Source organism: Actinosynnema sp. NPDC037264, from assembly GCF_055603705.1.
In genome coordinates this window covers 13,051-39,819 of sequence record NZ_JBVJVK010000015.1, presented here as the reverse complement: position 1 = coordinate 39,819, position 26,769 = coordinate 13,051, and the positions used below count along the sequence as shown (strand labels likewise).

The following is a 26,769-nucleotide window of genomic DNA, read 5'->3' as shown; positions in this document are numbered from 1 at the left end:
CGTGGTTGCCTGGGTCCATGGCGACGCAGAACCCCACCCCGGACCCGATCACGTACCTGGACCGCGCCGCGGTCGCGGGCCGCGCCTACAAGCAGCGGCTCCTGGACGCCCTGGACCTCCGCCCGGAGCACACCGCGCTCGACATCGGCTGCGGCCCCGGCACCGACCTGCCCGCCATGGCCGAACGCGCGGGCGAGGTCATCGGCGTCGACCTCGACCCCGCCATGGTCGACGAGGCGAGACGGCGCACCACCCACCTGCCGGTGGACGTGCGCCAAGGGGACGTCCACGCCCTGCCCCTGGACGACCGCAGCGTCGACCGCGCCCGGATCGACCGGGTCCTGCACCTGGTCGCCGACCCGGCCGCCGCCCTCTCCGAGCTCCGCCGGGTCCTGCGCCCCGGCGGACGTGCCGCGCTGGCGCAACCCGACTGGGAGACCCTCGCCGTCGACCCGGGCGCGGTGGCCACGAACCTCGCGTTCAACCGCTTCGTGTGCGACCGGGTCGTGCGCAACCCCGTCATCGGCAGGCAGCTGGCGCGGCTCGCGGGCGACGTCGGCCTGACCGTCACCTCGGTCGAGGCCGACGTCCAACTCCTGCACGACTTCGCCGCGGCCGACGAGCTGCTGGGCCTGACCCGCAACGCGCAGCGGGCCGTCGAGGCCGGCCGCATCACCCGACCGGCCGCCGACGCCTGGCTGACCGACCTCGCCACCGGCCCGTTCCTGGCCGCGTTCACCCTCTTCCGGGTGACGGTCAGCGCGGCGTGAGCGGGGTGCGCCCACTGCGCACCCACTTCAGCACCGCACCCCACGAGCCGTACCCGGCGGCGACGTTGAGGTGCCCGCCACCCACGATCACGTCCAGGTCGACGCGCATCGCCTCGGCCAGCTCCTTGGCCTGCGTGACCGTGCAGTAGGAGTCGCCCTCGCCCACCACCAGCCGGGTCGACACCGCCGCCCGCCGCACCACCGTCGGGTCGAGCACGGGGTGCAGGAACCCGGAGATCAACGGCTCGTCCGCGAAGTCCGGGGCGGGCGGCGCGACCAGCAGCACCCGGTCGACCCGCAGCGCCTCGTCGAACTCGCCGGCCGCGTGGTGCAGCCACAGCAGCACCGCCAACGAGTGCGCGACGACCACCCGTTCGACGGACCCGGCCGCGGGCATCGCGGCGAGGTGCGACCGCAGCTCGTCCAGCCACACCGACAGCTCCGGCTCGTCGGGTGAGCTGAACCGCGGCAGGTCCACGGACCCACCGTGGTGGGCCAGTTCACCTGCCAGCCAGTTCTGCCAGTGCTCCGGCCCGGAACCACCCAGGCCGTGCAGGATCAGCGTGTGCGGGAGGGACAACTCACGCCGACTTCTCGCGACGCTCCCGGCGGGAAGGCTGCCGGGCCACGATCGTCGGGTTGACGTTCTCCTTCACGGTCTGCTCGGTGATGACGACCTTGGCGACGTCCGTGCGGCTCGGGATGTCGTACATCACCGGCAGCAGGACTTCCTCCATGATCGCCCGCAGGCCGCGCGCGCCCGTGCCGCGCAGGATCGCCTGGTCCGCGACCGCCTCCATCGCCGTCCGGGTGAACTCCAGTTCGACCCCGTCCATCTCGAACAGCTTCTGGTACTGCTTGACCAGCGCGTTCTTCGGCTCGGTGAGGATGCGGACGAGCGATTCCTTGTCCAGGTTCGTGACGCTCGCGACCATCGGCAACCGGCCGATGAACTCGGGGATCAGGCCGAACTTGATCAGGTCCTCGGGCATCGAGTCGGCGTAGTAGTCCGCCGCGTCGACCTCGGCCTTGGTCCGCACCTCGGCGCCGAAGCCGAGACCGCGCTTGCCGACCCGGTCCTGGATGATCTTGTCGAGGCCCGCGAACGCGCCCGCCACGATGAACAGCACGTTCGTCGTGTCGATCTGGATGAACTCCTGGTGGGGGTGCTTGCGACCACCCTGCGGCGGCACCGAGGCCGTCGTCCCCTCCAGTATTTTCAGCAGCGCCTGCTGCACACCTTCACCCGACACGTCGCGCGTGATCGACGGATTTTCACTCTTTCGAGCGATCTTGTCGACCTCGTCGATGTAGATGATGCCGGTCTCGGCGCGCTTGACGTCGTAGTCCGCCGCCTGGATGAGCTTGAGGAGGATGTTCTCCACGTCCTCGCCCACGTAGCCCGCCTCGGTCAACGCCGTGGCGTCCGCGATGGCGAACGGCACGTTCAGCATCTTCGCGAGCGTCTGGGCCAGGTAGGTCTTGCCGCACCCCGTGGGACCGAGCATGAGGATGTTCGACTTGGCGAGCTCCACGCCGTCGTCGCGGCCCTCACGCCCGCGGTCACCCGCCTGGATGCGCTTGTAGTGGTTGTAGACCGCCACCGAGAGCGTGCGCTTGGCCTCGTTCTGGCCGATCACGTACTGGTCGAGGAACTCGTGGATCTCGGCGGGCTTGGGCAGCTCGTCGAGCTTGACGTCACCGGCCTCCGCGAGTTCTTCCTCGATGATCTCGTTGCAGAGGTCGATGCACTCATCGCAGATGTAGACACCCGGTCCGGCGATGAGTTTTTTCACCTGCTTCTGGCTCTTGCCGCAGAAAGAGCACTTCAGCAGGTCGCCGCCGTCACCGATACGTGCCATGACCGCTGACCTCTGTCCCCTCCGGCGCACGACCTGGTGAGGTGCGCCTGACTGCTGATGTGGCGAGTGCCCGCTGGATGCGGGGTCCGCCCGTTCCCCTCGACGGTACCTGTCCTACCCGCCTGTGCGGGAGGACCAGCGTGCCCCCGACACGCCTCGCTGAGCAGGACCCCTGGTCAGCTCGGCGTGTCGGGCGCCACGCCGGGGCTACTTCGCCGAGAGCTTCCGGTAGGGCAGGACGCTGTCGATGAGGCCGTAGTCCTTGGCCTCGTCGGCGGTGAGGATCTTGTCGCGCTCGATGTCCAGGCGCACCTGCTCCGGGGTCCGGGTGGTGTGCCGGGCGAGCGTGGTCTCCAGCAACCGGCGGACCCGCTGGATCTCGTTGGACTGGATCTCCAGGTCGGAGACCTGCCCGTAGACGCCCTCGGTGGCCGGCTGGTGGATCAGGATCCGGGCGTTCGGCAGCGCGTGCCGCTTGCCCGGGGTGCCCGCCGCGAGCAGTACCGCCGCCGCCGAGGCCGCCTGGCCCAGGCAGTAGGTCTGGATGTCCGGGCGGACGAACTGCATGGTGTCGTAGATGGCCATCAGCGAGGTGAACGAGCCACCGGGCGAGTTGATGTACATCAGGATGTCGCGGTCGGGGTCCTCCGACTCCAGCACGAGCAGCTGGGCCATCACGTCGTTGGCCGACGCGTCGTCCACCTGCACGCCGAGGAAGATGATGCGCTCCTCGAACAGCTTGTTGTACGGGTTGGACTCCTTGATGCCGTAGCTGGTGCGCTCGACGAACGACGGGAGCACGTACCGGGACTGCGGCGCGTGGAACTGGCTCACTTCAGGTCTCCTGGTGCTCTGCTCGCGGTCAGTTGGTCGACGCCTGGCTGGCGCGGGTGATCACCTTGTCCACGAAGCCGTACTCCAGGGCTTCCTGGGCGTTGAACCACCGGTCGCGGTCCGAGTCGGCGATGATGCGCTCGACCGGCTGGCCGGTGTGCTGCGCGATCAGCTCGGCCATCTCGTGCTTGGTCCGGGTCAGCATGTCCGCCTGGATCGCGATGTCGGCCGCCGTGCCGCCGACGCCCGCCGAGGGCTGGTGCATGAGGATGCGGGCGTGCGGGAGCGCGTGCCGCTTGCCGGGCGTGCCCGCGGAGAGCAGGAACTGCCCCATCGACGCGGCCAGGCCCATCGCGTAGGTCGCCACGTCCGGCTCGATCAGCTGCATCGTGTCGAAGATCGCCATGCCCGCGGTCACCGAGCCACCGGGCGAGTTGATGTAGAAGGTGATGTCCTTCTCCGGGTCCTCGGCGGCGAGCAGGAGGAGCTGCGCCACGATCTGGTTGGCGATGTTCTCCTCGACCTGCGTCCCCAGGACGATGATCCGCTCGCGGAGCAGACGCTCGTAGACCGAGTCGTTGAGGTTCATCCCCGAGGCCGCTCGCATCATGGGCTCCGAGAAAGAGTGCTGCGTCACGTCTGCCTGCCTATCTTTGCGACTGACTAACTGTGCCGAAAGAGTCTCGTAGCAACGACCTTAACGAAGGCGGGCGGCGTCGACGTCCCGACACCGCCCGCGTTCGCTCAGGGCTTCACTCCGCGTTGGCGGGTTCCGGCTCCTCAGTGGACCTGGTCTCGCCGAACAGCTCGTCCAGGTCGAGGGCGTTGCCGGCGGAGTCCGTCACGGTGGCCTGGCGCACGACCGAGGCCAGCGCCTTGCCGCGGCGCACGTCGGCGAAGATCGCGCCGAGCTGGCCGGACTGCTGGGCCCGCTTGACGTACTCGTCCGGGCTGATGCCGAAGCGCTGCGCCTGGTAGATGATCCGCTCGGTCAGCTCGGCGTCGGTGACGTTGAGCTGCTCGGCGTCGGCGATGGCGTCCAGCACGAGCTGGGTCTTGACCGCCTGCTCGGAGGCCTCGCGCACCTCGGTGTCGAACTGCTCCTTGGTCTGGCCCTGCTCGGCCAGCCACTCGGCGAAGCGCGCCTCGTCGTGGTCGAGGGCGTGGATGGCGTCGTGCGCCCGCGCCTCGACCTCGCCCTGGACGACGGCCTCGGGCAGCGGCACCTCGACGCTGGCCAGCAGCGCCTCCAGCACCTTGTCCCGGGCCTGGACGCCCTGCTGCATCTTCTTCACGCGGCCCAGGCGGGTGCGCAGGTCGGCCTTCAGCTCGTCGAGCGTGTCGAACTCGCTGGCCAGCTGGGCGAACTCGTCGTCCAGCTCGGGGAGCTGGCGCTCCTTGACCGAGTTCAGCACCACGGTGACCTCGGCGTCGCGGCCGGCGTGGTCACCGGCGACCAGCGTCGTGGTGAAGTTCTTGGACTCGCCCTCGGAGGCGCCGACCAGAGCGTCGTCGATGCCCTCGACGAGCTGGCCGGAGCCGATCTCGTAGGACAGGCCGGTGGTCTTGGCCTCCTCGACCTCCTCGCCGTCCACGGTCGCCGACAGGTCGACCACGACGAAGTCGCCGGTCTGCGCCGGGCGCTTGACGCCGGTGAGGGTGGCGAAGCGGGCGCGCAGCTCGTCGAGCTGGGTGTCCACGTCCTCGTCGGTGACCTCCTGGTCGTCGACGCTGACGCTCAGCTCGCCGAAGGCGGGGACGGTGATCTCGGGGCGGACGTCGACCTCGGCGGTGAACGCCAGGGACTCGCCGTCCTCGATCTTGGTCACCTCGAAGTCGGGGCGGCCGAGGGTGCGCAGCTCACCGGAGGTGACGGCCTCCAGGTACTTGGCCGGGATCGCCTCCTGGACGACCTCGTCCAGCACGGGCGCGCGGCCGATGCGGCTCTCCAGCACGCGGGCGGGGGCCTTGCCGGGGCGGAAGCCGGGGATGCGGACCTGCTTGGCCAGCTTGCGGTACGCGCGGTCGAAGTCCGACTTGAGCTCGTCGAACGGCACCTCGACGTTGATCCGGACCCGCGTCGGGCTCAGGTGCTCGACGGTGCTCTTCAACGTGGTCTCCTCGTAACGGGCATGACGTGCGGAACACCCCGTGAACGCGTCTGGGCGCGACGGGATTCCGCCTGAGTCTAGGTGGTCGGCCGGCGCGGCGGCGCTAGCACCCCGGGTCGAGGGGCCGCAACCGGCCGCGCGGGGGCCTCGTGACCATTGTCGCGGCAATACCCGCTCGCCGGGAATCCCTTTGCGGTATGCCGCAGGAATTCGCGGCACCGGTGGAATTTCGCCCGTTCGGGCCACGCGACCGTGCCGTCTCGCGGGCGCGCCCGACGTCCGGCGGGACGGCCTCGCGGCGGGCCGGCACGGCGCGGCGGAAATCACAACAGTGGTTCCTAACCCGGCCCCGGCGCATCCGGGCCGCCGCCGCGCCACCTCCGTGCCGCCCGACCCGCGCCCGGCGCGCCGACATCCCCCGACCGGACCCGCGAGACCGCAATTTCGCGGTCTCGCCAGAGGCGGATCGGGGGTACCTATGCGGCTCAACGGCTGATCGACAGGGTCATTCGTTAGGCCATTCGAGTGGCACTGGGAGCCGCGACCACGGCGGAGCGCGTCATCACCGAGCGGGGCCACCGCGGAGTCGTGTAACACGTATGCCGTAGAGCCGACTAACAGTCGGCGACCGCCAGCGAGGGGAGGTTCGCCAGAAAGAGTGAATTGAGGCCGTTTGGAGTAGTGCTCGACAGAAAACTTTCACTTGTCGAGATGACTCCAACCGCCGTAGTCCATTAGTGTGGGTTTCAGGTAGCGTGACGCCCGGATCCGCATGTTGGACCAGCAATAATTCACGTTGCCGGACGTTCTGGGGGGTCAGCAGCGGACGCAACCGGCAACCGGGACCGACAGGAACGAGCGAGACAATGTCATCGAGCTCTTTAACCACCTACCAGACAAGGTGCCGATGACCCGATGAGATCCATTCCGCCGCTGCCGAACACTATCCCAGGACCACTACTGGGCGCCGGCTGCGACTTCGGGGTCCGACGGGCCCCGGGCGCACCTGCCGGCCACCGCGTCCCACCCCTCGCGGTAGCGCGGCGATGTTGATCGACCTCAGGCCACGCGCACGCAGAAGCGCAGCCAGGTCAACTGCCGCCACGCACAAGAGATCACGATGCCGTCCCGCACAGGCCTCATCGTGGACCACTTACACGCACCGTTGGGGAGCTCCATGGAGACGCGTCAGCTTTTGGCGTTCACAACTGTGGTTCAAACGGGCAGTTTCACCAAGGCAGCCGCCACGCTGAATTGCTCGCAACCCACTATAACCACTCGGATCAAGGCACTCGAAGAGACCCTCGGCGTGCCGTTGTTCCGACGACTTCCGCGCGGCATCCAGATGACCTCTGCCGGTGTCGAGCTTTTACCTTTCGCGCGGAACATCATCACCCTGACCGACAAGGCCAGGAAAGCGATCACGATGAACGGCGAGCCGCACGGCAAGCTGGTCATCGGCAGCGCACAGAGTCTGACCGACTACCGTCTGCTACCACTGATCGAGTACATGTGCTGGCGCTACCCGAGCGTCCAGATCTCACTCCACTCGCGCAACACCCAGGCCAACCTGACCTCGGTGCGTGAGGGGCGGCTGGACTGCACCTTCTTCATCGGCTCCGTGGAGCCCCGCGAGGGGCTGGAGACGACGGTGCTGTGCCCGGAGCCGTTGGTCATGGTCGCCGGTCCGACCCACGCCCTGACCAGGCGTTCGGTGATCACCGAGGACGAGCTGCGTGGGAGCACGCTCATCCGGGCCGAGAACGGCGCCAGTTACTACGAGCAGTTCGAGCAGGCCCTGGGCCTGCAGGAAGCCGAGTCGAAGTCGCCGGTGCTGGCGCTCGACTCGATCGACGCCGCCAAGCGGGCGGTCGCCTCGGGTCTGGGGATCTCGCTTGTCCCCGAGGTGACGGTCGCCGCCGAGCTTGACGACGGCAGGCTCCGCCGCCTGCCCTGGGTCCCGCCGTTCCGGGTCTACACCCAGTTCGCGTGGCGCCAGGACAACTCCACCAACCCGTCGGTGACGGCGCTGGTGTCGGCGGCGGCGCAGGTGGTCAGCGAGCAGGTGGCGACTCCGGCATGACACTGGGGAGCCGTTCTTGAGCACCCGGGCGCGGGTGTGCTCAAGAACGGCCCGCGTTTCGCGGGGCGGGTGCCGGGTAGCACGAAGACATGACCGTCAAGGCGAGTGACCTGCGTGAGCTGCTGACGTCCGACCTGCCGGACCCGAACCTCGTCCTGATCGAGGGCAGGCTCGAGGTGATCCCGGTGGACGACCTGGACGCGGACCGCTTCCGCGGCGCCATGCTCCTGCTCTCGAGAGCCGAGCTCCTGGGGCGGGGCGTCGACGAGACCTCGTCGGACGACGACCTGGAACGCCAAGCGGCCACGATCTCCACCGCCGTCAACGAGCTGGGCGGCTGAGAAGAGCCCTGACCAACCACGAGGCCGGCCAGGGCGACCGTCGGGGCGACAGGATTTGAACCTGCGACCCCCCGCTCCCAAAGCGGGTGCGCTACCAAGCTGCGCCACGCCCCGGTCCACCCAAGCCTATCGCGACCGGCTAAGCTGACCACGCGCCCACCCCGGTAGGCGCGATGCGGGTGTAGCTCAATGGTAGAGCCCCAGCCTTCCAAGCTGGTCATGCGGGTTCGATTCCCGTCACCCGCTCCAGCCTCTTCTTGCTGGTAAAGCCCTTACGGACCGTCCCACGTGGACGGTCTTTTGCTTTCTGCGGATCTTCCGTGCCCCTCGCGTGCCCCTTCTCACCTGCCGTGCCCTTCTCGGCACTCACCAGGGCCTCGATCCCCGCCGCGATGCTCCGCCCCCGCTCCTCCCTCGCGTGGAGGTAGATCAACGCGGCACGGGTGGAGCTGTGGCCCATCCGATCCATGAGTTCGCGAAGTGTCGCCCCGGTCTCCGCCGCCAGCGTGTTGCCCGTGTGCCGGAGGTCGTGCAGGTGGACGTCCGGCATCCCCGCCGCCTTCCTCGCCTTGTCCCAGATGTGCCAGAAGTTGTTCCGCTTCGGCCGCCCGCCCTTCGGCCCGACGAACACCCAGGCGTCTTCGTCGTCGTCCACGAACCGGCTCAGGTGGCCCTCGATCTCCTCGCCGAGGAACGGCGGCAGCGTGACCGGCCGCTTGCTCTTGGCTTTGGGATCGTCCTCGAACAGCGGCCCGGAGTCCGGCTGGACGGTCTGCCGCTCGACCTGGACCACGCAGAACGTGCGCCCACCGTCATGGACCACTGAGAAGTCACGCCGCTTAAGACCGACCATCTCGGCGAACCGCAGACTGCCGAACGTCGCCAGCAACACCATCAGGCGATACCGCTCCTCGATGGCATCAGCAGCCTGGAACACCTGCTTCAACGTCGCCGTAGGCCGCTCCGGACTCCGCTCCTGCCCACCGCCCTTGATCGTGCAGGGGTTGTGCTTGAGGAGCCGTTCCTCGGGTGCCGCCGCCGTGTTAAGCACCGCCCGCAGGAACCGGTACGCCTTGGCGACGGTCACCTCGCCCACGCCGTCGTCCTGCATCTCCTTCCGCCACCGCCGCACCCGCGACGGAGTGAGATCGGCGAGCATCACGTCACCGATCCTCGGACCGACGTGGTTGCGGAGCAGGCCGTCGTACAGCTCGACCGTCCGCACCGCCAGGTCCCGCTCCTTGATCCACGCCTCTGCGTAGACCCGCAGCTTGATCTTGCCCGCGTCCGGGTTGGTCCAGTCGTCGCGCGAAATGTCCGTTTCCACGGCGGCAAGCCACCGGTCGGCATCCTTCTCGCGCTCGAACGTCATCGGCGCGGTGTGCTGTCTGTCGTCCGGCCCTTGGTACCGCGCCTGCCACCGGCCCGAGGGCAGTTGGCGAACCCGCCCGAACCTCCGCCGCTTGTCGCTCACGACGCCCTCCGCAGGTGTTGCCGAACGGCAGCCGGATCGAACGCCTCCACCCGACCGGCCTCGATGAAGGCATCGAGGTCCGCCTTCTTGAACCTGATCAGTCGCCCAAGTCGGTGAAACGGGATGCGACGCTCCGCGACCAACCGCCGGACGAAGCGCTCCGTCGTGCTCATGTACTCGGCCGCTTCAGGCACGCTGAAGTGCTCTTTTTCGTGCATCGGTGATCCCCCCAGATCAAGCCGCTTGGTCAGTTGCCGAACTCTCTTGCGCACCGGCTGACGCGAGCAGCGCCGCCGTGTACTCCGCCTTCCACCGCCGCCGCTCCGCGACCGCCCGCAGCAACAGGTGAGGTCTCGGCGGCACGTTCGGGTCACCGGGCTGGACGTTGTTCCACACGACCCGAGTCGGCTGGTCGTCCTGCTTGATCCCGACGTCGGCCAGGAGCTGCCGAACAAACTTCACCCGGTCGTGCTTGTGGTCGGCGAGCGACTTGCCCGACCACTTCCGCGACACCAGCACCCGCCGACCGGCGACGCCGAGGGTTGAGCGCTTGTGCGCCTTGCCCTTGCACTTGCCCGGCTCCATCGACAGCCGAGCCCCACGCGGCTGGACGCCATAGAGCAGCCAGACCGGGCACTGCGGCGAGCAGGGCGTCACGGCCAGTTCCGCGCAGAGCCGTTCGGCGTGGTCCTCCTGGCGGCTGGTCCGGGTGTCGAAGCACTCGCCGATGCTCTTGGTCAGGTACTTCGTCAGGTAGCCGATGTGCCGCCCGGCCTCCTCCGTGCCGCCGAGGATGCCCTTGGAGTGCACCTGCACGCCGAACCGCGCCACATGCGCGGGAGCGTCGACCTGGTCGAGCGCTTCCTCCCAGGTAGGCAGCGGTTCACGGGTAGCCGGATCAACGAACCCCTTCGCCCGCGCGTCCCACACAGGCCGGTTGTCGCCGCCGTACTTGATCTCGTCGTGGTTGGGCCACCAGACCTGGTGGTAGGTGGCCTCAGCGACCGCCCGCAGCTCCGCTCGCGAGATCGAACCCCGGACAGCGGCGTGCCAGTGCGGCGCCAGTCGCCGCTGAGGTTCGACCGTCGAGAAGTACTGCACATCCCAGCCGACGCACCGCCGCAGGTTCTGCACGAACCGGTCCAGCAGTGCCGCGAAGTGCACCGCGTCCCGAGCCGCCCGCCGGTAGTCGTAGGTGTCCGGGTCGACAGGCGTGCCATCCGAGCGCACCTTGCCGTAGCTGTCCAGCGTCAGCGTCAGAAAGGTCGAGGGCTGGTACTTGCCGCCGAACACCCGCCCGACCGTGCGCTTCTGGACCGGCCGCCGTGGCAGGTTCGGCGCATCCTGCCGCCGCCGGGTCGACCGCTTCCGGGTGATCCTTGGACGCGCCTCCAAAGCGGGGAGCGAACCGCGGACTCCGAGCTGCCGAAGTTCGGCGTCGACCCCCGCAACCTCCTCTCGAACCTCCTCGGCCCCGATCTCGTCGCCCTCTTCGAGGGCCTGCCGGTACACCTTCACCAGGTCAGCCCGATAGGCCGTCAGTGCCCGCTGATCGTCGCTGGGCGGGTCCGGGGTGAAGTCGGGTTCCTCGGTCAGGTGCCATCCCTCGCGGCACTGCGCCATCCGCAACCTGCGGTTCTTCTCCGCACACGTCGGACACACACTCGCCACGGTCGACCCGCACGGGACAGGCACTATGTCTACTCGCCCGGTGTCCAGGTCGACCCGCTCCTTGGCCAGCGGCCGGACACACACGCCGTGCTCCTCAGCCACGGCCCGAGCCACATCTAGCGCCGCCGGCTGCTTCATCCGGCCGGCACGAGTCAGGTACTCGCTCACGCCGCGACCTCCCCCGAGCCGTCCGGTCGAGTCGGGAAGTCGTGCACCTCCGCGTCAGCCAAGAACACGCCCAGCTCGACCAGGTCGGCGTCGGTGACGTGGAAGGCCCTAGCCCGTTCCGGCTCCCGCTGCCCGTCCTCCTTGATCCAGGCGACACCGGCCGTGTTTTCGCTGATCTCGTGAGCCGCCGCGCCCCGCTGGCGGACACCGTCCCCAAGGACCATGTCGACCTGTTGCGGCTCGTCCAGGCGCAGCGCCACGCGGGTGCTGAACAGGTGACGGAAGGAGACGACTTCCTTGCGCGGGTCTTGGACCAGGCCGACGACCGCGTAGCCGGGTGCACGCCCCTGGGAGGTGATCGTCTGGATAGCCCGCACCGCTCGTTCCCGGAGCTGCTTGTCCGGCTGGTAGGCGATCAGGTCCGCCAGCTCGTCCACGATCAGGACCGTGAACGGTTCTCCGGTCGACCGTGCCCACAGCCGCCGGACACCCCGGTACCGCGCCGCTCGTTCCTTGACCTCTGCGGCGATTTCCTCAAGCAGGGCAACGGCTTCGGGTCCGTTGTCGTACACGACCCGGTCGAAGGCGTCCGGGCACTGCCCCAGCTCCATTCCACCCTTCGGGTCGATCCCGACCAGCCGGACCAGGCCCGCACGGACGGCCGGGGCGAGCTGCCACACCAGCGACCAGAGCACCGAGCCCTTGCCCGCACCGGGCACGCCGACGACGAGCACCTGAGACCCGAGCAGCCGCAGCCGCCACGGCTTGCCGGTCTCGGTCCGGCCGACCACCACCCGCTTGAGGTCCACCTCGGCATCCGTCAGCACAGGGACGGTCAGAGGGCGCAGCAGCGGGTCACGGTGGACGAAGTCCAGCTCGATCACCCTCGGCCGCAGCACACGCACCCGACAGGAGCGAGCGCCGAACGAGTGCGCCAGGCCATCCCGGCGCAGTTCCCACGCCTCAGGCGACTGGGCAGGCACCATCCGCACTCGAATCCGGTCCCGCCAGCCCTCAGAGCGGACCCGGCGCAGCTTCGGCCGGTACTCACGGCCACGGTCCCGCTTCGCGAGGTCCGACAGTCGCATCACCGAGCGCCACTTCGGCACGTACACCGTCAACCGCCGCCACTCGGTCACCAGCCGGTACCAACCGTGACGCAGGAACGACCCGCGATCCATACCAGCCCAGATCAGCAACGTCGCGACCAGCGACAACAGGGCCAGCACGAGCGGCGAGAGCCCGAACCGCCACCAGCACCAGGCCGCCGACACCGGCACCAACGTGACCACCGGATAGCGAACGACAATGAGCACCAGGCGCACGGCCCCGACGACCACCAACCACGCCAGCGCCACCAATGCCGCGATCCACTTGGCCTTGCCGGGTACGAGCGCCCACCACGGCACCCGAGGCCGGACGCCCTCAAACGGAGCCGGGTCGACCCACTTGCCGCCCATCACGCACGCCCCACGGGGGCGAAGATCAGCGGAAGCCAGCCCAGGCAGGAGCAGCAGACGAGTTGGTTGGGCGCGTAGACGCCGAACCGCTTGCACGCCCCACAGGGGCGACCGTTGGACAGCTTCCACGCAGACGGGGCACCGCGCCGACTTGACGCGTAACCCCCACGTACCGATAGCCTTGACATGACCGGAACCCCTTGTGTGTCAACGAAAGCGCGCGAGAATGACCGGTCGTTGTGTCGTCGGTGAACTGCTCCAGGCCCGCCAAGACTTGAGGTCCGTTCACCGACGACCACGACCGACAGGTCAGTGATCGTCTTCAGATGTCACTACCGATGTGGGCGGACACCGCCGCATCCGATGCCCGCCCACACCACCGGCTAGTAGTCGAGCGGATCAGGCATCCACGGCAACCACGTCACCATCCCCGCAAGGGTGATCTTGAACCGTGTCTCCTCGCGTTCCTCTCCGCCGTCCTCTCGCCACTCGTGCGCGGAGGCGTGTCCGGCCGCGACCAGGTCCAGGCAGGCGAGACGCACCATCTCCTCAGCCGCACCGGCCGCCGTCACCAAGTCCTCGGTGCGCCACTCCCGCGAGGGCACCAGCACCAGGGCGTCAGCCACCCGGTACAGCACCGGAAGCGAGTAACCCACCGCCTCACCCTGCGCCCGGTCCTCGGCCGACAGGCGCGACCCCATGACCGGCACCACTCGCGGATCACGCCACACGTCCGCGTCATGCAGCCAGTCGTGTGCCACCACCGGCCCACCCCAGTAGGCGAGCCCTTCCGGCGACAACCGATGGCGGTGCACGGACACCGCACCCTGCAACGTCCCCTCATCGACCGTCAGGTGTCCGAGGTCGACCAGGTCACGGCAGATGTGACGCACCGCGGAGTACGGCATCTTCGTCGCCTTCTCCAATGCCCGCACCGACCACTCCTCGTGCGGGAAGCCGACGATGTGCCGCATCACCGCCTCGAACATGAACGGCGTGTACCCGGCATCGGACAGCTCGGCCAATGGCAACCCGTCCCGCACCACGCGTACCAATCCGCCACCAGCCCCGCCACGGCCCCGCCGCACAGCCCGATCAACGCTCATCCGAAACGACCCCCTCCGCCTTGGCACGCTCGCGCTTGGCCCAATACAGCGCCTCGTGGTGATGACCCCGATCAACTTCCGCGACCCGCGCGTACACCTCCGCCGACCGCAGGTAGAACTGCCGCCACGCATCCGCCGGGGCGTCCGGAGCGGGCATGAGATGCGTAACCGCCTCGTGGGCGTCCTTGAGCAACGGCACGGCGTAGGCCGCCTCCCACGGATCGGCCCTCTTCGTTCGACCCATCACGCACCCCCACCCTTCGGCGAGGTGCCCAGCGCGGCCTGTCCCTCGGCAAGCGCCTGTGCGAGACGTGGCACTGCATCCCGATCAACGACCAGCACCGCCGGGAACGCGTTGCCGAGCCGGATCTCCACCCTCCCGGCGAACGTCAACGGCTCAACCCGAATCGGCAGGTCAGCGGTGACATGCAGACGAACCATGTCAGCCACCGGGGGTCACGCGGCCTTGGGCGCGGACTTGACCACGACCGGCTTCATCCCCGTCGCCCGCAGGCTGTACCCGAGCTTCGCCCGGCACCTGTGCCGCTCACCACCGTGGCTGCCCCGGCACGCCTTGTCGTCAATCCACGGCGTCACCGTCAACCCCTCGAACACCACCGGCCGCACGTCGGTGCCCGGAATCGCCTCCGGCGGCACCGGCTGGTGCGGAGCCGCAATCTTCACCGTCACCGCGGCCTCTGCCTTGCGCTCCGCCGCCTGGTCGATCACCAGGACCGACCACACCAACAGCCCGGTCTCCTTGTCCGTCTCCTGCTGCACCGGCAGCCCCTTCGCCCGCTCCTCGGCGGACTGGAACTTGAGCACCGGCTCCACGCCCATCACCAGCGCGCCACGCGGGAACACGAAGTCGTGCGACGTGGGGAGCCTGCTCCCACCCGAGATCGCCACAGCCGTTCTCCTGACGTCGGTGTCGGCTGGACCCTCTGTCCAGCACCTTGACACCCACCACTTTCGGCAGAAATGCGGGACGGCAGCACCGCACAGCGGGACAACTACAGACGTCCTTGGTAGCTTGAAGACGTCCCAACTCGTTCCACAGGGGGAACCATGCCGAACCAACGCCTACGAGACTCGTTGCTACGCAACGGCTTTGACATCAACCAGGTAGCCAAGGCCACCGGCGTGGACCCCAAGACAGTCGAACGCTGGATCAACCTCGACCGGACCCCGTACCCCCGCCACCGGCGCACCATCGCGGCCATGGTCCGCGAGGCCGAGACCTACCTCTGGCCCAACGCACTCGCCCCGGATGCCAAAAAGGAGATCACCCAATCGGAGGTCGTGCAGGTCTACCCACACCGCCACTCCGTCCCCCAGGAGCAATGGACCCACCTGGTCGACCAAGCCCGGATGAACATCTCGATCCTGATCTACTCGGGCATGTTCCTCACCGACAACCCAAGCCTGATCAAGACCTTCCGCCAGAAGGCCGAGGCAGGCGTCAAGATCCGCCTACTCCTGGGCGACCCCGCCAGCCGCGAGGTAGCCCGCCGCAGCGAGGAAGAGGGGATCGGCAAGGGCACCCTCGCCGCCAAGGTCCGCAACGCCCTCGCGTTCTTCAAGCCACTCGCCGACACCGGCCACGCCGAGATCCGCTGCCACCGCACCACGCTCTACAACTCGATCTACCGCTTCGATGACGAGATGCTGGTCAACACCCACGTCCACGGCTTCATGGCAGCTCACGCCCCGGTCCTCCACCTGCGCCGCCTCTCCGGAGGCGACCTCTTCGAGACCTACGCCGAGAGCTTCCAAGGCGTCTGGGACGACGCCAAGCCACCCAAGTGGTAGGCAAGGAACCATGGCGCGCACCGACCACTACAACGACCCCAACGCCCCCAAGGCGACCAACATCGTCGTAGCCGTGACCGCATTCGTCCAGGACGACCAGGGCCGCCTGCTCATGATCCGCCGCACCGACAACGACCTCTACTCCATCCCCGGCGGAGCCCAGGACGTAGGCGAAACCATCGGCCACACTGTCATCCGCGAGGTCAAGGAAGAGACCGGGTTCGATGTCGAACCGACCGACGTCATCGGCATCTACTCGAATCCGGCACACGTCATCTCGTACACCGATGGCGAGGTTCGCCAGGAATTCTCGATCTGCTTTCGCGCTCGTCTGGTCGGCGGCGAGCTGCGCACCAGCAGCGAGTCCAGCGAGGTCCACTGGGTCCAGCGCGGCGACTTGAGCTCCCTCAACATCCACCCATCGATCCGAGTGCGGATCGAACACGGCTTCGAGAACCGGCCGAAGCCCTACTTCGCCAAGTGACCCAACCCAGCCGCCCGCAGACGCTCCTCAGTCCTCTCAACTGCGGCTTTTAGGTCGGGCTCAGCGTGCTTGATGAAGACGGTCACGACGTCTTCCGGCCCGTAACGCCTGTGGATTTCACCTAGCCGATCATCCACGGTCATCGTTTCACCGTCTGGGCTGGTCGTCATATCTGCCCACCAGAGCGCATCACGCACCGCAGACTGCTCGTCCTCCCACGAAGCCAGCTCCGCTGACAACCCCCTCAACTCAGCCTCCCTGCACGCGCAGGAGTGATGCGCCACCAGCGCACACAGCCGTTCAGGGAAGCCCTGTTGTTCAAGGTAGCGAGCGCCGTCGAGCGGATGGAAGCCGGTCAACGCCAGATCAGGTGCGTACCCCACGTCGTGCAACACAGCCGCAGCCGTCAGCAGCTCTTGGTCCTGGCCCACGAACAGCCGCCGAGCCGCCCCGGCCCGCGTCGCAACACCTTGCACGTGCACCCACCGTCGAGGCAGCGAGTCGGCAAGCCGGTCCTCAGCGACCGAGTAGGCCCATGCGACGAGATCCACGCCCTCACCCTAGGCAGCCAGACCTCACCACGACAGCTCACCGCCACCGACCTGGTGCACTGCCGAATTCCGCTCTACAGGATCAAGGCGCGCCGCCTGCGGCGACGCGCAACCAGTCCCGCCTCACGTTCGCACCGACTCCCCGCATCCCGGCACGCCGGGCTCCCGCTCCGCTCCGCCCGTCGGCCGTGCGCGGAGTCGGTGCACGTGGCCGGGACGGCGGCGCGCTGCGCGGATGCGAACTGCCGCCGAGCCACTTCCAGCCAACACGGCCGGGACGATCGCGCGGTCACACAGCTGCCAGCACTGGGCACGGCGATCGACTGCCGCGACGGCTCCGCCGTCTTGCCACCGGAATACCCACAAGTTCACGCTATACCTAACGAGATGCTCACACGCGCGCCAGAAATCCTTTAGATAGCCAGCCGATCAGAGTCGAAGCCAGCAATACAGCAGCTTGACTTTCCTCAACGGTTACATCCCCATAGTCCGCACGTCCATGACGATCCGTTTGACTGTGCCAAAGTAGTTGCATCATGCCAACAAGATGTTCAACAGCGGAAGAATTCTTCGAGCCAGTCATGACGAACTTCCACTTTTGCCCACCATTTCGAAGAACATTTATATCTTTTCCGAGTGTCGCACTTCCGTCATTGGGGGAAATCAAAGGACACGACAGTATTTCCACGGCGCGTACCGCATCAAAATATGCATGACTCGGCTTTGGATTGACACCGAAGGCAGCGCCCCATGCAGCGCGCAATAGTTCACTCGCTCTGTCCGACGCCGACAGCGTGGCTTCCACAATATCCACCACGGCGGCTGGCATGGCCTCAACAAGCCTGTACCGGCCCCCAATCTTGCCGACGGTCCAACTAGATCCGCAGTCGCGCAGAATTTTCCTCATTTCCTTAACACTCTCAGGCTCATGTTGCGGACTACCAGCAACCCGGTTTCGACTAAGCTTGAAATCGACAAACCAGGTTCGCGCCACTTGATCTAGTCCACGAAAAACCTCAAGGATTTCAGACACCTTAGCCCTGCTTACGGCACGAAAGCCAAGGTCAATCCGCGCAGACCTCTGGAACTCCAGAGCGAAGGACCAGTCAACGAACTCGTGATCGTACTTACTTCCAGTCAACCATCTACCGATCGATTCATTGGCACTCTCCGGTATCCCTGGCCTCAGGCTTAGAAACTCCTCAAGCCCTTCCGCGTCAAGACCAGGAGGTGTCCAAACAAATTCATCTTCCATAGCTGGTCACCCTACTCTGGGCCACCTCGCTGGAACAGGATGACACGCCTTCCCATCAAAGGCTCGACCGCTTCACGGAATGTTATGAATACACTACGGAGAGTGCGAATTGCAGACCGAGTAGCACCGCGAACCATCGTCGTCCGGCACCTTGGAGAGCAGGTGACGCACCGTGGAGCACCCGCGAGCGCTTCCGGCCCCATCACGTCTCACCATTCCGACTTCGACACCACGACCATAGGACGGAGTCCCGTGACCGTGCCCCCCGCGTGCCCCATCCAGGGGGCAACAGCGGTCAATCAGGGATACGGGCGGGCAGATGACGAGCGAAGGCGCTGGTCAGAGGGTTAGCTGGTCAGGAGCTTGATCGCTGCCAGACCTTCCAAGCTGGTCATGCGGGTTCGATTCCCGTCACCCGCTCCAAATGTGACATATGAGAACCCGCAGCCACATCGGTGACCTGCGGGTTCTGTACGTCTCGGCCACGTAGCGTCCGCACCTCATCACGTTCTGTGACGCTTCGGCGGGAGCGCTGGCTGCTCTGGACAGCCTCCACTACCGAGCCCAGCTCCGAGAGCTGGAGTCGGGTACGCCCGTCGGTGTCGATCAGCGCGTGCGTGATCAACGCCTGGTTGAGCATCCGCTGTACGTCAGCGTCGAGCCCGAGGTAGTACTCCTGGCTCAGGGAGCCGAGCACCCCGGCTATCTCGTCAAAGGTCAGCAGGCTCTTGCTGTGGTCGGCTTCCAGCTTCTCTAGCACTTGCTCAGCCTGGAACTTCTCACGGCTGAGCCGCTGCTGTTCTTCTTTTAGCAGGTCGAGAGGGATGGCGTCGGCCAAGTGTGCACGAACGAGCTTCAACCGCTCGTCTTCGAGCTTCGTAAGCCGTTGCCTTTGGATGCGCGCCTCTTTCTTGCGTTCCGCGCCGGTCGTCTCAAGCCACGTCTTCAGATCACGCCTGAAGCCGTCTAGCTCTCCAGGTGCCATCTTGAAATTGTCGTAAGCGACGGCCACTTGCTCCTCCACCTCGGTGACCTCGATATACGGCAAGTCGCAGCCGTTGCCAGCCTTGCGTCCAATGCACACGTAGTACAGATAGACGCTCTTTGCCTCGTCCAACGTCAGCCGGGAGCCACAGCGACCACAGAACACCGTGCCCTTAAGGTGGTGACGGTGCTTGCGAGAGCGTTCCCCTGCACGGTCGTGTTCTTCCATGACCTCCTGCGCCCTCTCGAACAGCGCACGCGAGACAATGGCCTTATGCCGTCCGGCATAGGTAACACCCTTCCACGTCACATCACCGACGTAGTAGGGATTGTGGAGAATCCGGCTCATCTGGGTAGTGCTGAGCACTTTGGCTGGCCGGTTTGCCGTAGGGCGAGTCCGCAAGCCAAGCTGAGTAAGCTTCTCGATCAGCGTCGTGAAGCTGTAATTGCCCGTGCCATAGAAGTCAAACGCCGCCTTGATGAGCGGGGCGCGTTCCGGGTCAAGCACGACTGTGCGTACCAATCGCCCGTCTGCCAAGCGCTCCTCGGCATTGAGGTAGCCAATCGGCGCCAGGGTCGGCGTACCGCCGTCCTGGGCCTTCTCGTTCATGCCTTTGAGGACTTCGCCCGTCAGGTTGTCCGAGTAGTACTGGTTGATCGTGGCCATGATGCCACGCATCAGCTGACCGCTCGGGGTCTTGTCGATGTTCTCGACCACCGACACGAGTTCTGCGCCCGTCCGCTGGATTTCCAGCTCGATGAGCACGTCATCGACCCGGTTACGCGCCCAGCGGTCGAGCTTGTGGACGATGACGTAATCCGTCGGGTTCAGTGCCAGAAACTCCAACATCTTCTGAAACTCCGGCCGGTCACTCGTCTTAGCCGTCTCACCGCGGTCGATGAAGACGTGCAGAACCTCGGCGTCGATCATGTCGGCCTTCTGGCGACAAGCCGTCTCCTGAGCAGGGATGGAGTAGCCGTCAGGGTTGTACCCCTTGTTGACCTGCCTCTTTGTCGAGACACGCAGATAGATGACTGCGGTCTTGAGCTTGCGCAGTGGGGTGACTGACATTAGGAACCTCCTTGTAGGTTTGAGGATGTCGATAGCGAGCGGCTAGGCGTCCTTGGCCTTCTTCGATGCCTCACACGCCTTACTGCATATGCCGTACTCTTTGAGCAGTTGAAACCACTCGTAGAGGGCAAGCTCCGCCCGCGAGAGCGGCCAGGGAGTGAGCACGTTCGAGAGCGCTTCTTCCGTTTCACGGTCGATACTCTCCTGACTGTAAGAACCAAGCTTCTTCAACCACGCCTTGTAGGTTTCGCTCACCCGGTCGCATATCTTCGGCAAGTTGTCACGGGTCGGCTTTATGCGGTAGTTCTGATCAAAGAACTGGTGCGGCTCCGGATAGAACCCCTTGTAGGGCAGCGGAAAATGGGCCGCCGCGAAGTACAGTTCGACGCTCGTACCGAGCACGTCAGCGATACGCCCGAGTTCAACGGCCGTCGGCGCTGGTGGCTCGTCATTCTCAATCCGCGACATTTTGATGCGGTCAATACCGGCCCGCTCGGCCAGCTCGGCCTGAATCAGCCCGCGAGCCATGCGTTGCTCGCGAATCAGTTCCCCGATTGTTGCTATGCGGAGTTCACCCGCCATTGTGACATTCCTCTTAGATTGTTGACATTATCCTCCTATGCAACAGATTTGTCACTAGTAATCTTTCAGTATTGAAAGCGCTTAGGGCGGCTGGCCGCTGGCCATTACCTTGAGCGCATCGCCTTTGACGGCTACCTGAAACAACGACCAGGCTTCAACCGGCAAGCGCCCGAGCGTGTCGACCAACTCTTGTTTACGATGTTCGTTGGGTACAATCCACAGCACCCGAGGGAACACTTCACTACGCGATTGCTCGATACCGCTTCGCCAATAGGCGACGTACTGGTCCAGTTGACGCCGCAGCGCAGGCACGTGCTCGGTATCGCGATCAACCTCGATGAACCAGTGGTCTTCCCAATCGTCACGAGCCAATCGCATAAAGGCGTCCGGTTTAAGCGTGAGCTGGCCACCGAGCGGCCCGGCGTAATACCGCCACGAGCGCGGCTCACCAACAAACTCGACGACTTCAACGCCACCGGCCCGCTGGTCTTCAACCAGTCGGACGTACCACTCAGTGACTTCGAGAGCATGGTCAAGGAACAGCCGCGATACCGGCCAGGGCCGACGAACCGCTTTGGTGTTCGGATTGGCCAGCCGCAAACCAGCGATGTCCAGGGCGTAAACGTGCCCGGCGCTCCCGCCGCCCATGCCGCCGGGCGCACGGTCCAGCCGGGTAACGACCAGCAGGCTAGCCAGCCGCTTGAGCGTCCGTTGCGCCATGCGCGCGTTAGACCGGGGCGTGGCGTTGGTGAACCACAGGCGTTGGAGCTGGCGGGCGGTCGCCACCCGCACCAGGGTTAGCGTCTCGATGATCTGTCGGTCGCGGTCGCCGAGCCGAGCGGCCAGCGAGGCGAGGCGGCCGGGAGTGACGCGCCGGCCAGGGCGGGATGACGAAGCGGAGGAGGTCATACGAACCTCCGAACACGTACGTCAGTCCCTGCGCTTATCGACCAGTGCACCGCCGCTGACCAGCGGTTAGGCCCACGCGTTAGCGCGGCGAAGCGACAGGCGAAGCGACGCCCGGTCATGACGACCTCCGACGACGGTTGGTGGTGCTTTCCGGGGTCGGCGGTTCATGCCGCGCCCGCAAGCTGCGCTCGACGTCGGCCGGGTCCAGGCCAAAGCCCTCCCGCACCAGCGCTCGCATGGCGGCCAGGTCCGTAGTCGGTTCAGGCAAGGGCCGGGTATGCAGTGACACCGGAGGGGCGGTCTGGTCACCAGCCATAAGCGAGGCAATCGCCTGGTGTGCGCCAAGACCTTGGATGTCGTCCGCCGTCACGCCGCCGCCGATCTCCCGCGCCAGGTGCAGGGCGTCATCGGTGCCAACGGACATGACCACTTTGGACCGGGCATGAGCGGTGACCGCTGCCTTAAGGGCGGGCGAAAGCTGCGACTGAGTCTGGTTCGCCAGCACGAAGCCGAGGCCATAGCCGCGCGCCTGAGATAGAGCGGTTTCGAGGTTGGTCGGCAAGTGGGTGTAGTCCTGCCACTCGTCGGCGTAGACCAGGGCGGTGCGCCGCTGGTCGTGCGGCAAGTTGGCCCGGCTGGTCGCGGCCTGCCACAAGCTTTGGAAGATGAGCGACCCGAGCAGCCGCACCGTCTCTTGCCCGAGCAGGCCCGTGTTGAGCGATACCAACAGGATGCGCCCGTCGTTGAGCACATCGCGGAACATCCAACGGGGGTGCGGCACGCCAATGAGGTGGCGCAGCCGGGTACGGGTGAGCCAGGGGCGGATGCGGGTCAAGATGGGTGCGGCGACGTTGGCGCGGTCGGCCGGACTGAGGGCGTCGTAACCGGCCCAAAAGGACCGCAGCACCCAGCCGTCGTTACCGAGCCGGGAGAGGGCGCGTCGGCGGTAGGCGTCATCGGCCAGGAGCAAGGGCAGCTCGGTTAGCGCCGCGTCCGGCTGGTGCGCCAAGGTCTGCAAGGCGTTGTACAGCACGTCACCGAGGCGCGGCCCCCAACTGGACGACAGCTTTTGGAAGACGCCGTAGACCTCATCGGCAACCAACTCGCGGTCTGGCTCGTCCAGCCGCATGGGGTTAAGGCCCACCAGTACGTCACTGGCCGGGTCGAGCAAGATGACGTCCTTGCGGCGGTGCTCGGGTATACGGGTCAACAGGTCGTTCACCAGGTCGCCCTTGGGCTCGATGACGACCACGGCCGGGCGCTCGGGCAAGGCCATGTCTTGCAGTGCCAGGTTGGCCAGCAACGTGGACTTACCCGCACCGGTCTTACCGAGTACCCACGTATGAGTCTTGGCCTGGGTCAGGCTTTGCGCCACCGGCCGCGCCTGGCCCTGCTCGACGCCGTCGCCAAGGACACGCCCCTTGCGCGGCAGCTCAACGGCCGGAGCAAACCAGCGGGAACGGCGCACCGGCAAACCGGGCACGGTCGGGTTAGCGATGGGCCAAGCCGAGGCGGCGGCCAGCTCGGCCGCGTTAACGCTAGCGGCCCACCACTGAGGCGTGCGCCGGTTAGCGGCCTGTTTCGCCACCCGTGACGGCCAGACCCACCGGGGCGCCAAACGGCTTCCGGCCGCTTCACTCACTGCCAACGCCGAGCGCAGCCGGGTGACCAGGTGCAGGGCACGGCCTCGGTGCGGCGCACGGGCGACGACCCGAACGACGCCGCGAAAGAGCGGTTCGGCCACCTTGGCGCGTTGCAGCGCCGGACTAATCCGTTCGGCGGTCACCGCGGCCTCAGACCACAAACCCGCCCAGATGCCACCGAGGCCGTTGGCGGTGCGGCGGACCCGCACCCGGCTAACCGGCCGCGGGCCAGCACCGAGCGGCGCGATAACCCACTGCACCATAACGACTTCGCCCTTCTTCACCGGCTGAAGCGCGGTCAGGAGGGAGCGGTTCGTCAGAGCCGGGTTGTCCGTGCGCAGGGCGGCCACCTCATCGGTGAGGGCCAGTTCCAGCCCGCGCGTGAAAGCAAACGGCTTGGCATCGGTTAGCTCGTCCAGGCCCAAACCCGGCAGCTCGACCAACAGACGGGAGCGCACCGGCTCAACCCAGGCCGCCGGGACGTGTAAGCGGTGCTCGATACCGCTCGGTGTGCCGATGGCCTCAAGCACCAGGGAGCGGGCCGCCCAAGCGCTATCGCGGCCAAGACCGCTTAGCGACCGCAGTACGGCGACGACTTGTTCAGTCGTCACCTCACGGGGAAAGGACAGCCCGAAGCTTGCGCGATCGGCGTCCTGAAGCTGGCGCTTGTGCCGCGCCAGCTCAGCCAAACCGAACAGGCTCAAGCCACCCAGGCCAGCCAGCCACAGCGCAACCAGCGCCGGCGTCATGCCGCACCTCCCGTCGAGGTCTCGGGTCTTCGTTCACGGGCTTCTTTGCGCTGACGTTCGCGCACCGCGATCTCGGCCAGCGCCTCGATCAGCTTCTTGGTATCAATCTTTTCGCGCCACACCACTTTGGCGATGGCCTTGTTTCGGCGTGCCATGTGCACTCTCCCTTTTTTAGCTACGTCAAGGTTTATAACACGCTTCGTGTTCGATTTTGAACAAAAGGCGATCATCGACGTAGGCAGTGGGAGAGATTTTGGCTTAACTAAGCCATCTTGGGTTTCATTTTTGAAACCATAAGCTTAAACAGCACCTCGACAGGGGGTTACCCGAGACCGCGGGGACCGCGGAACAGGAGCACGTAGAGGCCGACCAGAAAGACCAACGCCAGCAGCGGGGCGGTAAGAGGAGCCAGCAGGGTGCTGGCGGCGTGCAACACCAACAGGGCCGCCGCCGCTAGCACCAGACCACGCAGGACGCGCATCACGGCGCGTCCCACGGCCGCCGCCGCTTCTCCGTCATGAGCCGTTGCGCCAGCTCGTGCTCGGCGGCATGGCTCGCAACCGCGATGCGATACGCGGCCTTAAGCCCTTCCGCCTCGGCGCGGTGCCGCTCCAACTCGGCCTGGTCTCTCTGGGCCACGCGAGCCTCCGCCTCGGCCTGGTTAGCGCGTTGGCTGGCCAGCGCCCAGCCGAGGAACAGGAAGGCGATGAGGCCCGCCAGAAGCCAAATCATCCACTCAGCCATTAGGACCACCGCCCGCGCAGCCGCAGTTGCTCGATCTCCTGCACGGCGAGCGCGGCCACGGCGTCGGCGACGCCTTGGAAACGCCCTACGTTCACCGGGTTGAACCGGCGAATCATGCGCTCCTCGGTTTCGGTCACCATGCCAATGTGATGCATGGCCACCTGCGCCACGAAGCTGGCCGCTTCGACGCGCGCCGCCGCCGCAACGCCATCGGCGTTAGCGGCATCGACGCGCCGGGCCAAATTTCGGCCCGCGCGGGTGATGGGCAAGGGTCGTTGGCCGCGCAGCGACGGCAACCGGTCATCGGACATGGGACACCCTCCCTAATGCCTGCGAGCCCAGCCGCCAGCACGGCGACTTACAAAGGCTCAAGCAGGCGAGATAAGAGAGGTGATCTTTCCGCTGGGCTAATCGCCCGGAGCGGAAGAGACGGAACCTTACGGGAACCCGCAGCGACCAGTCAAGATGAGCACTGAAGATTTTTATTCCGCTCCGGGTTAGCGATCAAAAGGCAACGGGGCACCTTGGCTGTCCAAGATGCCCCGCCTTGTAACGTGATGTTCAGCCGTCGAGCTGACCTGCCCTTACTCGCTCGATGAACGTGGCGAGCTGGGCCGTGGTGAAGTCCAATACCGGCCCGCCAGGGTTCTTGCTGTCACGTACGGCGCTGCTGGCGCTGGCCCGGTAAGACAGCTCGACGCACTGCGCCCCGCTGCCCCCGCTCCGGCTGCTCTTGCGCCAGGCGCGCTCGGTGGTCTCATCCAAGCTCATCAATCCGCCTCATGAGTGCGTCGCGGGTCTCGTCTTCCGTGAGTGCCCGCTGGTCTGCTTGCTCGAACGCGGCGACGTACGCGCCGGTCGACCTGTAGTAGTCGGCGCCGGTCAAGGTCTCCGCGTAGGCGATCTGGACCTGCGCCGGTTCGATGTAGAGCAAGGTGAACGGTGTGCTGATCCCAGCCGCGCCGCCGCTGGCGAACGGCAAGAGCCGGATCGAGACGTGCGGCAGCTCGGCAAACGCGATCAACCGCTCAAGCTGCCGCCGCAGGACGCTCGTGCCGCCGACCTCCCACATCAGCGCCGGTTCACCGAGGATCGCCGTCACCGTTGTCCCGGCCGCAGCACGTACCCGTTCGCCGCGCTGTTCGCGGGCTTCGGCCCAGCTATCCACCTGCCCACCCAGCACTACCGGCGAGGTGAGGAACTGGGCGCGGGCGAACTCGGCGGTCTGGAACAAGCCGGGTACTTCGCCGTAGATCATGCGGATCTCGGAAGCCGCTCGTTCGAAGGCGACGTACTGGCGGGCCGTGTCCGGCACCCGCTCGGGTGCACTCTGGCGACGAGCTGCTGTTGCGAGCTGGCGCAGCTCGGTCGCCTTCTGGCCGGTCACGCGGTAGAGCGTGATGAGCGCTTCGACCTCTTTGGGCTTGAGCGCGTACTGGCCGTTCTCGACCTTGGACAGCTTGCCGCGATACCAACGGAGCTGGTCATCGTTCGTCGCCTCGACCTCTGCGAAGCCAGCGGCTACCCGGAGCTGTCTCACCTTGGCACCGAGGATCAGCCGCTGAACGACAGGGCCAAGATCAGGCGCGTCCATGCGGCTCAGTCTGCCGTACAGCGGTGAGGTGCCGTTAGGGAGTATCGCGCAGCGTCACCAACAGAGTCTCTAAAGTCACCCGATTGCGCGCGTCTCCAGCAGAGTCTCTGTCGTAGTCTCTGAAGTGCTGGCAGGGCGACAGGGGCGGCCTTGGGGCGTTGAGGCTAGTAGGTCACGCGCACCGGCCTCCGCCCCCTGGCCTCGCGGTTCATGCCCCGAACCGTCGCCCTGCCAGCCCGGCGTAAGGAGGCGTGTGCATGTTGATCGCGCTGATGCTCGCACTGACGGCAGCTGGTGCCGTCGCGGCAATGCTTTGGACGAGAAGTAGAGCCCGCCAGTGCGGCTGCGCGGGTTGCCGAATCACCGTCCCTCGGGCTTTTGGCAGCCGGTTGTGACCGCGCTAGGGCTGTGGGTGCCACCGTCCGCGTGCCCACATCGAGACGGTGATTTGTTCTTGCACGTTCGGTCGGAGCAGGAAGCAATCTTTCAGTGCCGTCTTTGCGGGTCGGT

The 26,769-nt window shown here is 66.3% G+C and carries 29 protein-coding genes and 2 tRNA genes; 6 read left to right on the top strand and 25 right to left on the bottom strand.

The features are described 5' to 3' along the window. Window positions 1-17: 17 nt before the first annotated feature. Window positions 18-770 carry a methyltransferase domain-containing protein gene (locus ACZ7GX_RS18710; RefSeq protein WP_498778294.1) on the top strand — a complete coding sequence of 251 codons (753 nt, stop codon included), beginning with the start codon at window positions 18-20 and terminating at the stop codon, window positions 768-770. Here the strand turns inward: ACZ7GX_RS18710 and ACZ7GX_RS18705 are convergent. The 5 genes from ACZ7GX_RS18705 to tig all read right to left on the bottom strand — a co-directional run bounded on the left by ACZ7GX_RS18705 (window position 757) and on the right by tig (window position 5,577). Further along, window positions 757-1,350 carry an RBBP9/YdeN family alpha/beta hydrolase gene (locus ACZ7GX_RS18705; protein WP_498778293.1) on the bottom strand — a complete coding sequence of 198 codons (594 nt, stop codon included), beginning with the start codon at window positions 1,348-1,350 and terminating at the stop codon, window positions 757-759. The two genes, ACZ7GX_RS18710 and ACZ7GX_RS18705, sit on opposite strands and share 14 nt — an antisense overlap. A gap of 1 nt (window position 1,351) precedes the next feature. Further along, complete coding sequence (clpX, locus tag ACZ7GX_RS18700) at window positions 1,352-2,632, bottom strand: ATP-dependent Clp protease ATP-binding subunit ClpX (RefSeq protein ID WP_106615123.1); 1,281 nt, start codon at window positions 2,630-2,632, stop codon at window positions 1,352-1,354. 207 nt (window positions 2,633-2,839) lie between these two features. Beyond that, window positions 2,840-3,466: an ATP-dependent Clp protease proteolytic subunit gene (locus tag ACZ7GX_RS18695; RefSeq protein ID WP_498778292.1), complete on the bottom strand. Its 627-nt coding sequence runs from the start codon at window positions 3,464-3,466 to the stop codon at window positions 2,840-2,842. Between the two features lie 28 nt (window positions 3,467-3,494). Further along, the gene (locus ACZ7GX_RS18690) at window positions 3,495-4,103 is read right to left on the bottom strand and encodes an ATP-dependent Clp protease proteolytic subunit (RefSeq protein ID WP_073889459.1); all 609 of its coding nucleotides are present in this window, start codon (window positions 4,101-4,103) and stop codon (window positions 3,495-3,497) included. A 115-nt stretch (window positions 4,104-4,218) separates the two neighbouring features. Beyond that, window positions 4,219-5,577 carry a trigger factor gene (gene tig, locus ACZ7GX_RS18685; protein WP_498778291.1) on the bottom strand — a complete coding sequence of 453 codons (1,359 nt, stop codon included), beginning with the start codon at window positions 5,575-5,577 and terminating at the stop codon, window positions 4,219-4,221. Between the two features lie 1,177 nt (window positions 5,578-6,754). On the opposite strand from tig, the gene ACZ7GX_RS18680 reads away from it, so the two are divergent. Both ACZ7GX_RS18680 and ACZ7GX_RS18675 read left to right on the top strand, forming a co-directional pair. Further along, complete coding sequence (locus ACZ7GX_RS18680; protein WP_498778287.1) at window positions 6,755-7,660, top strand: LysR family transcriptional regulator; 906 nt, start codon at window positions 6,755-6,757, stop codon at window positions 7,658-7,660. 89 nt (window positions 7,661-7,749) lie between these two features. Beyond that, complete coding sequence (locus tag ACZ7GX_RS18675; RefSeq protein ID WP_498778283.1) at window positions 7,750-8,001, top strand: hypothetical protein; 252 nt, start codon at window positions 7,750-7,752, stop codon at window positions 7,999-8,001. Between the two features lie 40 nt (window positions 8,002-8,041). Here ACZ7GX_RS18675 and ACZ7GX_RS18670 read toward each other — a convergent pair. Further along, a tRNA-Pro gene (locus ACZ7GX_RS18670) sits at window positions 8,042-8,115 on the bottom strand. A 61-nt stretch (window positions 8,116-8,176) separates the two neighbouring features. Here ACZ7GX_RS18670 and ACZ7GX_RS18665 point away from each other — a divergent pair. Continuing rightward, window positions 8,177-8,250: transfer RNA gene (locus ACZ7GX_RS18665), tRNA-Gly, on the top strand. Here ACZ7GX_RS18665 and ACZ7GX_RS18660 read toward each other — a convergent pair. The 8 genes from ACZ7GX_RS18660 to ACZ7GX_RS18625 all read right to left on the bottom strand — a co-directional run bounded on the left by ACZ7GX_RS18660 (window position 8,219) and on the right by ACZ7GX_RS18625 (window position 14,789). Further along, entirely contained in the window at window positions 8,219-9,475 is a 1,257-nt protein-coding gene (locus ACZ7GX_RS18660; protein ID WP_498778281.1) for a tyrosine-type recombinase/integrase, read from the bottom strand. The two genes, ACZ7GX_RS18665 and ACZ7GX_RS18660, sit on opposite strands and share 32 nt — an antisense overlap. Continuing rightward, window positions 9,472-9,693, bottom strand: coding sequence for a helix-turn-helix domain-containing protein (locus ACZ7GX_RS18655; RefSeq protein WP_498778277.1), 222 nt, complete (start codon window positions 9,691-9,693; stop codon window positions 9,472-9,474). The genes ACZ7GX_RS18660 and ACZ7GX_RS18655 overlap by 4 nt, the downstream gene beginning before the upstream one ends. A gap of 16 nt (window positions 9,694-9,709) precedes the next feature. Further along, window positions 9,710-11,284, bottom strand: coding sequence for a replication initiator (locus tag ACZ7GX_RS18650; RefSeq protein WP_498778432.1), 1,575 nt, complete (start codon window positions 11,282-11,284; stop codon window positions 9,710-9,712). Window positions 11,285-11,310: 26 nt separating this feature from the next. After that, window positions 11,311-12,774 (bottom strand): FtsK/SpoIIIE domain-containing protein, encoded by a 1,464-nt coding sequence (locus ACZ7GX_RS18645; RefSeq protein ID WP_498778274.1) that lies wholly within the window; start codon window positions 12,772-12,774, stop codon window positions 11,311-11,313. Window positions 12,775-13,157: 383 nt separating this feature from the next. Further along, complete coding sequence (locus ACZ7GX_RS18640) at window positions 13,158-13,817, bottom strand: hypothetical protein (protein ID WP_498778272.1); 660 nt, start codon at window positions 13,815-13,817, stop codon at window positions 13,158-13,160. A 52-nt stretch (window positions 13,818-13,869) separates the two neighbouring features. Further along, complete coding sequence (locus ACZ7GX_RS18635; protein WP_498778269.1) at window positions 13,870-14,124, bottom strand: AMED_5909 family protein; 255 nt, start codon at window positions 14,122-14,124, stop codon at window positions 13,870-13,872. Continuing rightward, window positions 14,124-14,321 carry a hypothetical protein gene (locus ACZ7GX_RS18630; protein ID WP_498778431.1) on the bottom strand — a complete coding sequence of 66 codons (198 nt, stop codon included), beginning with the start codon at window positions 14,319-14,321 and terminating at the stop codon, window positions 14,124-14,126. Before ACZ7GX_RS18630 ends, ACZ7GX_RS18635 begins: the two co-directional genes overlap by 1 nt. A gap of 15 nt (window positions 14,322-14,336) precedes the next feature. After that, on the bottom strand, window positions 14,337-14,789 hold the full coding sequence (locus tag ACZ7GX_RS18625) for a hypothetical protein (protein ID WP_498778267.1): 453 nt from the start codon (window positions 14,787-14,789) through the stop codon (window positions 14,337-14,339). Window positions 14,790-14,948: 159 nt separating this feature from the next. Between ACZ7GX_RS18625 and ACZ7GX_RS18620 the strand changes: the two genes are divergently transcribed. After that, window positions 14,949-15,692 carry a DUF5919 domain-containing protein gene (locus tag ACZ7GX_RS18620; RefSeq protein ID WP_498778265.1) on the top strand — a complete coding sequence of 248 codons (744 nt, stop codon included), beginning with the start codon at window positions 14,949-14,951 and terminating at the stop codon, window positions 15,690-15,692. Between the two features lie 10 nt (window positions 15,693-15,702). Then, complete coding sequence (locus ACZ7GX_RS18615; RefSeq protein WP_498778263.1) at window positions 15,703-16,176, top strand: NUDIX hydrolase; 474 nt, start codon at window positions 15,703-15,705, stop codon at window positions 16,174-16,176. On the opposite strand, the gene ACZ7GX_RS18610 is transcribed toward ACZ7GX_RS18615, so the two are convergent. The 11 genes from ACZ7GX_RS18610 to ACZ7GX_RS18560 form a co-directional block, all read right to left on the bottom strand. Next, window positions 16,161-16,727 (bottom strand): HD domain-containing protein, encoded by a 567-nt coding sequence (locus tag ACZ7GX_RS18610; protein WP_498778261.1) that lies wholly within the window; start codon window positions 16,725-16,727, stop codon window positions 16,161-16,163. The genes ACZ7GX_RS18615 and ACZ7GX_RS18610 overlap by 16 nt on opposite strands. Window positions 16,728-17,118: 391 nt before the next feature. After that, window positions 17,119-17,760, bottom strand: coding sequence for a hypothetical protein (locus ACZ7GX_RS18605; RefSeq protein ID WP_498778259.1), 642 nt, complete (start codon window positions 17,758-17,760; stop codon window positions 17,119-17,121). Between the two features lie 613 nt (window positions 17,761-18,373). Continuing rightward, on the bottom strand, window positions 18,374-20,038 hold the full coding sequence (locus ACZ7GX_RS18600) for a recombinase family protein (RefSeq protein WP_498778257.1): 1,665 nt from the start codon (window positions 20,036-20,038) through the stop codon (window positions 18,374-18,376). 42 nt (window positions 20,039-20,080) lie between these two features. Next, window positions 20,081-20,620 carry a helix-turn-helix domain-containing protein gene (locus ACZ7GX_RS18595; protein ID WP_498778255.1) on the bottom strand — a complete coding sequence of 180 codons (540 nt, stop codon included), beginning with the start codon at window positions 20,618-20,620 and terminating at the stop codon, window positions 20,081-20,083. An 81-nt stretch (window positions 20,621-20,701) separates the two neighbouring features. Further along, window positions 20,702-21,529 (bottom strand): replication-relaxation family protein, encoded by an 828-nt coding sequence (locus ACZ7GX_RS18590; RefSeq protein WP_498778253.1) that lies wholly within the window; start codon window positions 21,527-21,529, stop codon window positions 20,702-20,704. 115 nt (window positions 21,530-21,644) lie between these two features. Continuing rightward, window positions 21,645-23,921 (bottom strand): type IV secretory system conjugative DNA transfer family protein, encoded by a 2,277-nt coding sequence (locus ACZ7GX_RS18585; RefSeq protein WP_498778251.1) that lies wholly within the window; start codon window positions 23,919-23,921, stop codon window positions 21,645-21,647. After that, window positions 23,918-24,076: a hypothetical protein gene (locus tag ACZ7GX_RS18580; protein ID WP_498778249.1), complete on the bottom strand. Its 159-nt coding sequence runs from the start codon at window positions 24,074-24,076 to the stop codon at window positions 23,918-23,920. Before ACZ7GX_RS18580 ends, ACZ7GX_RS18585 begins: the two co-directional genes overlap by 4 nt. Before the next feature lie 325 nt (window positions 24,077-24,401). After that, a complete protein-coding gene (locus ACZ7GX_RS18575) occupies window positions 24,402-24,665 on the bottom strand; it encodes a hypothetical protein (protein WP_498778248.1) in 264 nt (87 codons plus the stop codon). Further along, window positions 24,665-24,976 (bottom strand): hypothetical protein, encoded by a 312-nt coding sequence (locus ACZ7GX_RS18570; protein ID WP_498778246.1) that lies wholly within the window; start codon window positions 24,974-24,976, stop codon window positions 24,665-24,667. Before ACZ7GX_RS18570 ends, ACZ7GX_RS18575 begins: the two co-directional genes overlap by 1 nt. A 250-nt stretch (window positions 24,977-25,226) precedes the next feature. Next, window positions 25,227-25,436, bottom strand: a complete 210-nt coding sequence (locus ACZ7GX_RS18565; protein ID WP_498778244.1) for a DUF397 domain-containing protein — start codon at window positions 25,434-25,436, stop codon at window positions 25,227-25,229. Continuing rightward, entirely contained in the window at window positions 25,423-26,259 is an 837-nt protein-coding gene (locus ACZ7GX_RS18560; protein WP_498778242.1) for a DUF5753 domain-containing protein, read from the bottom strand. The genes ACZ7GX_RS18565 and ACZ7GX_RS18560 overlap by 14 nt, the downstream gene beginning before the upstream one ends. Window positions 26,260-26,769: the final 510 nt, after the last annotated feature.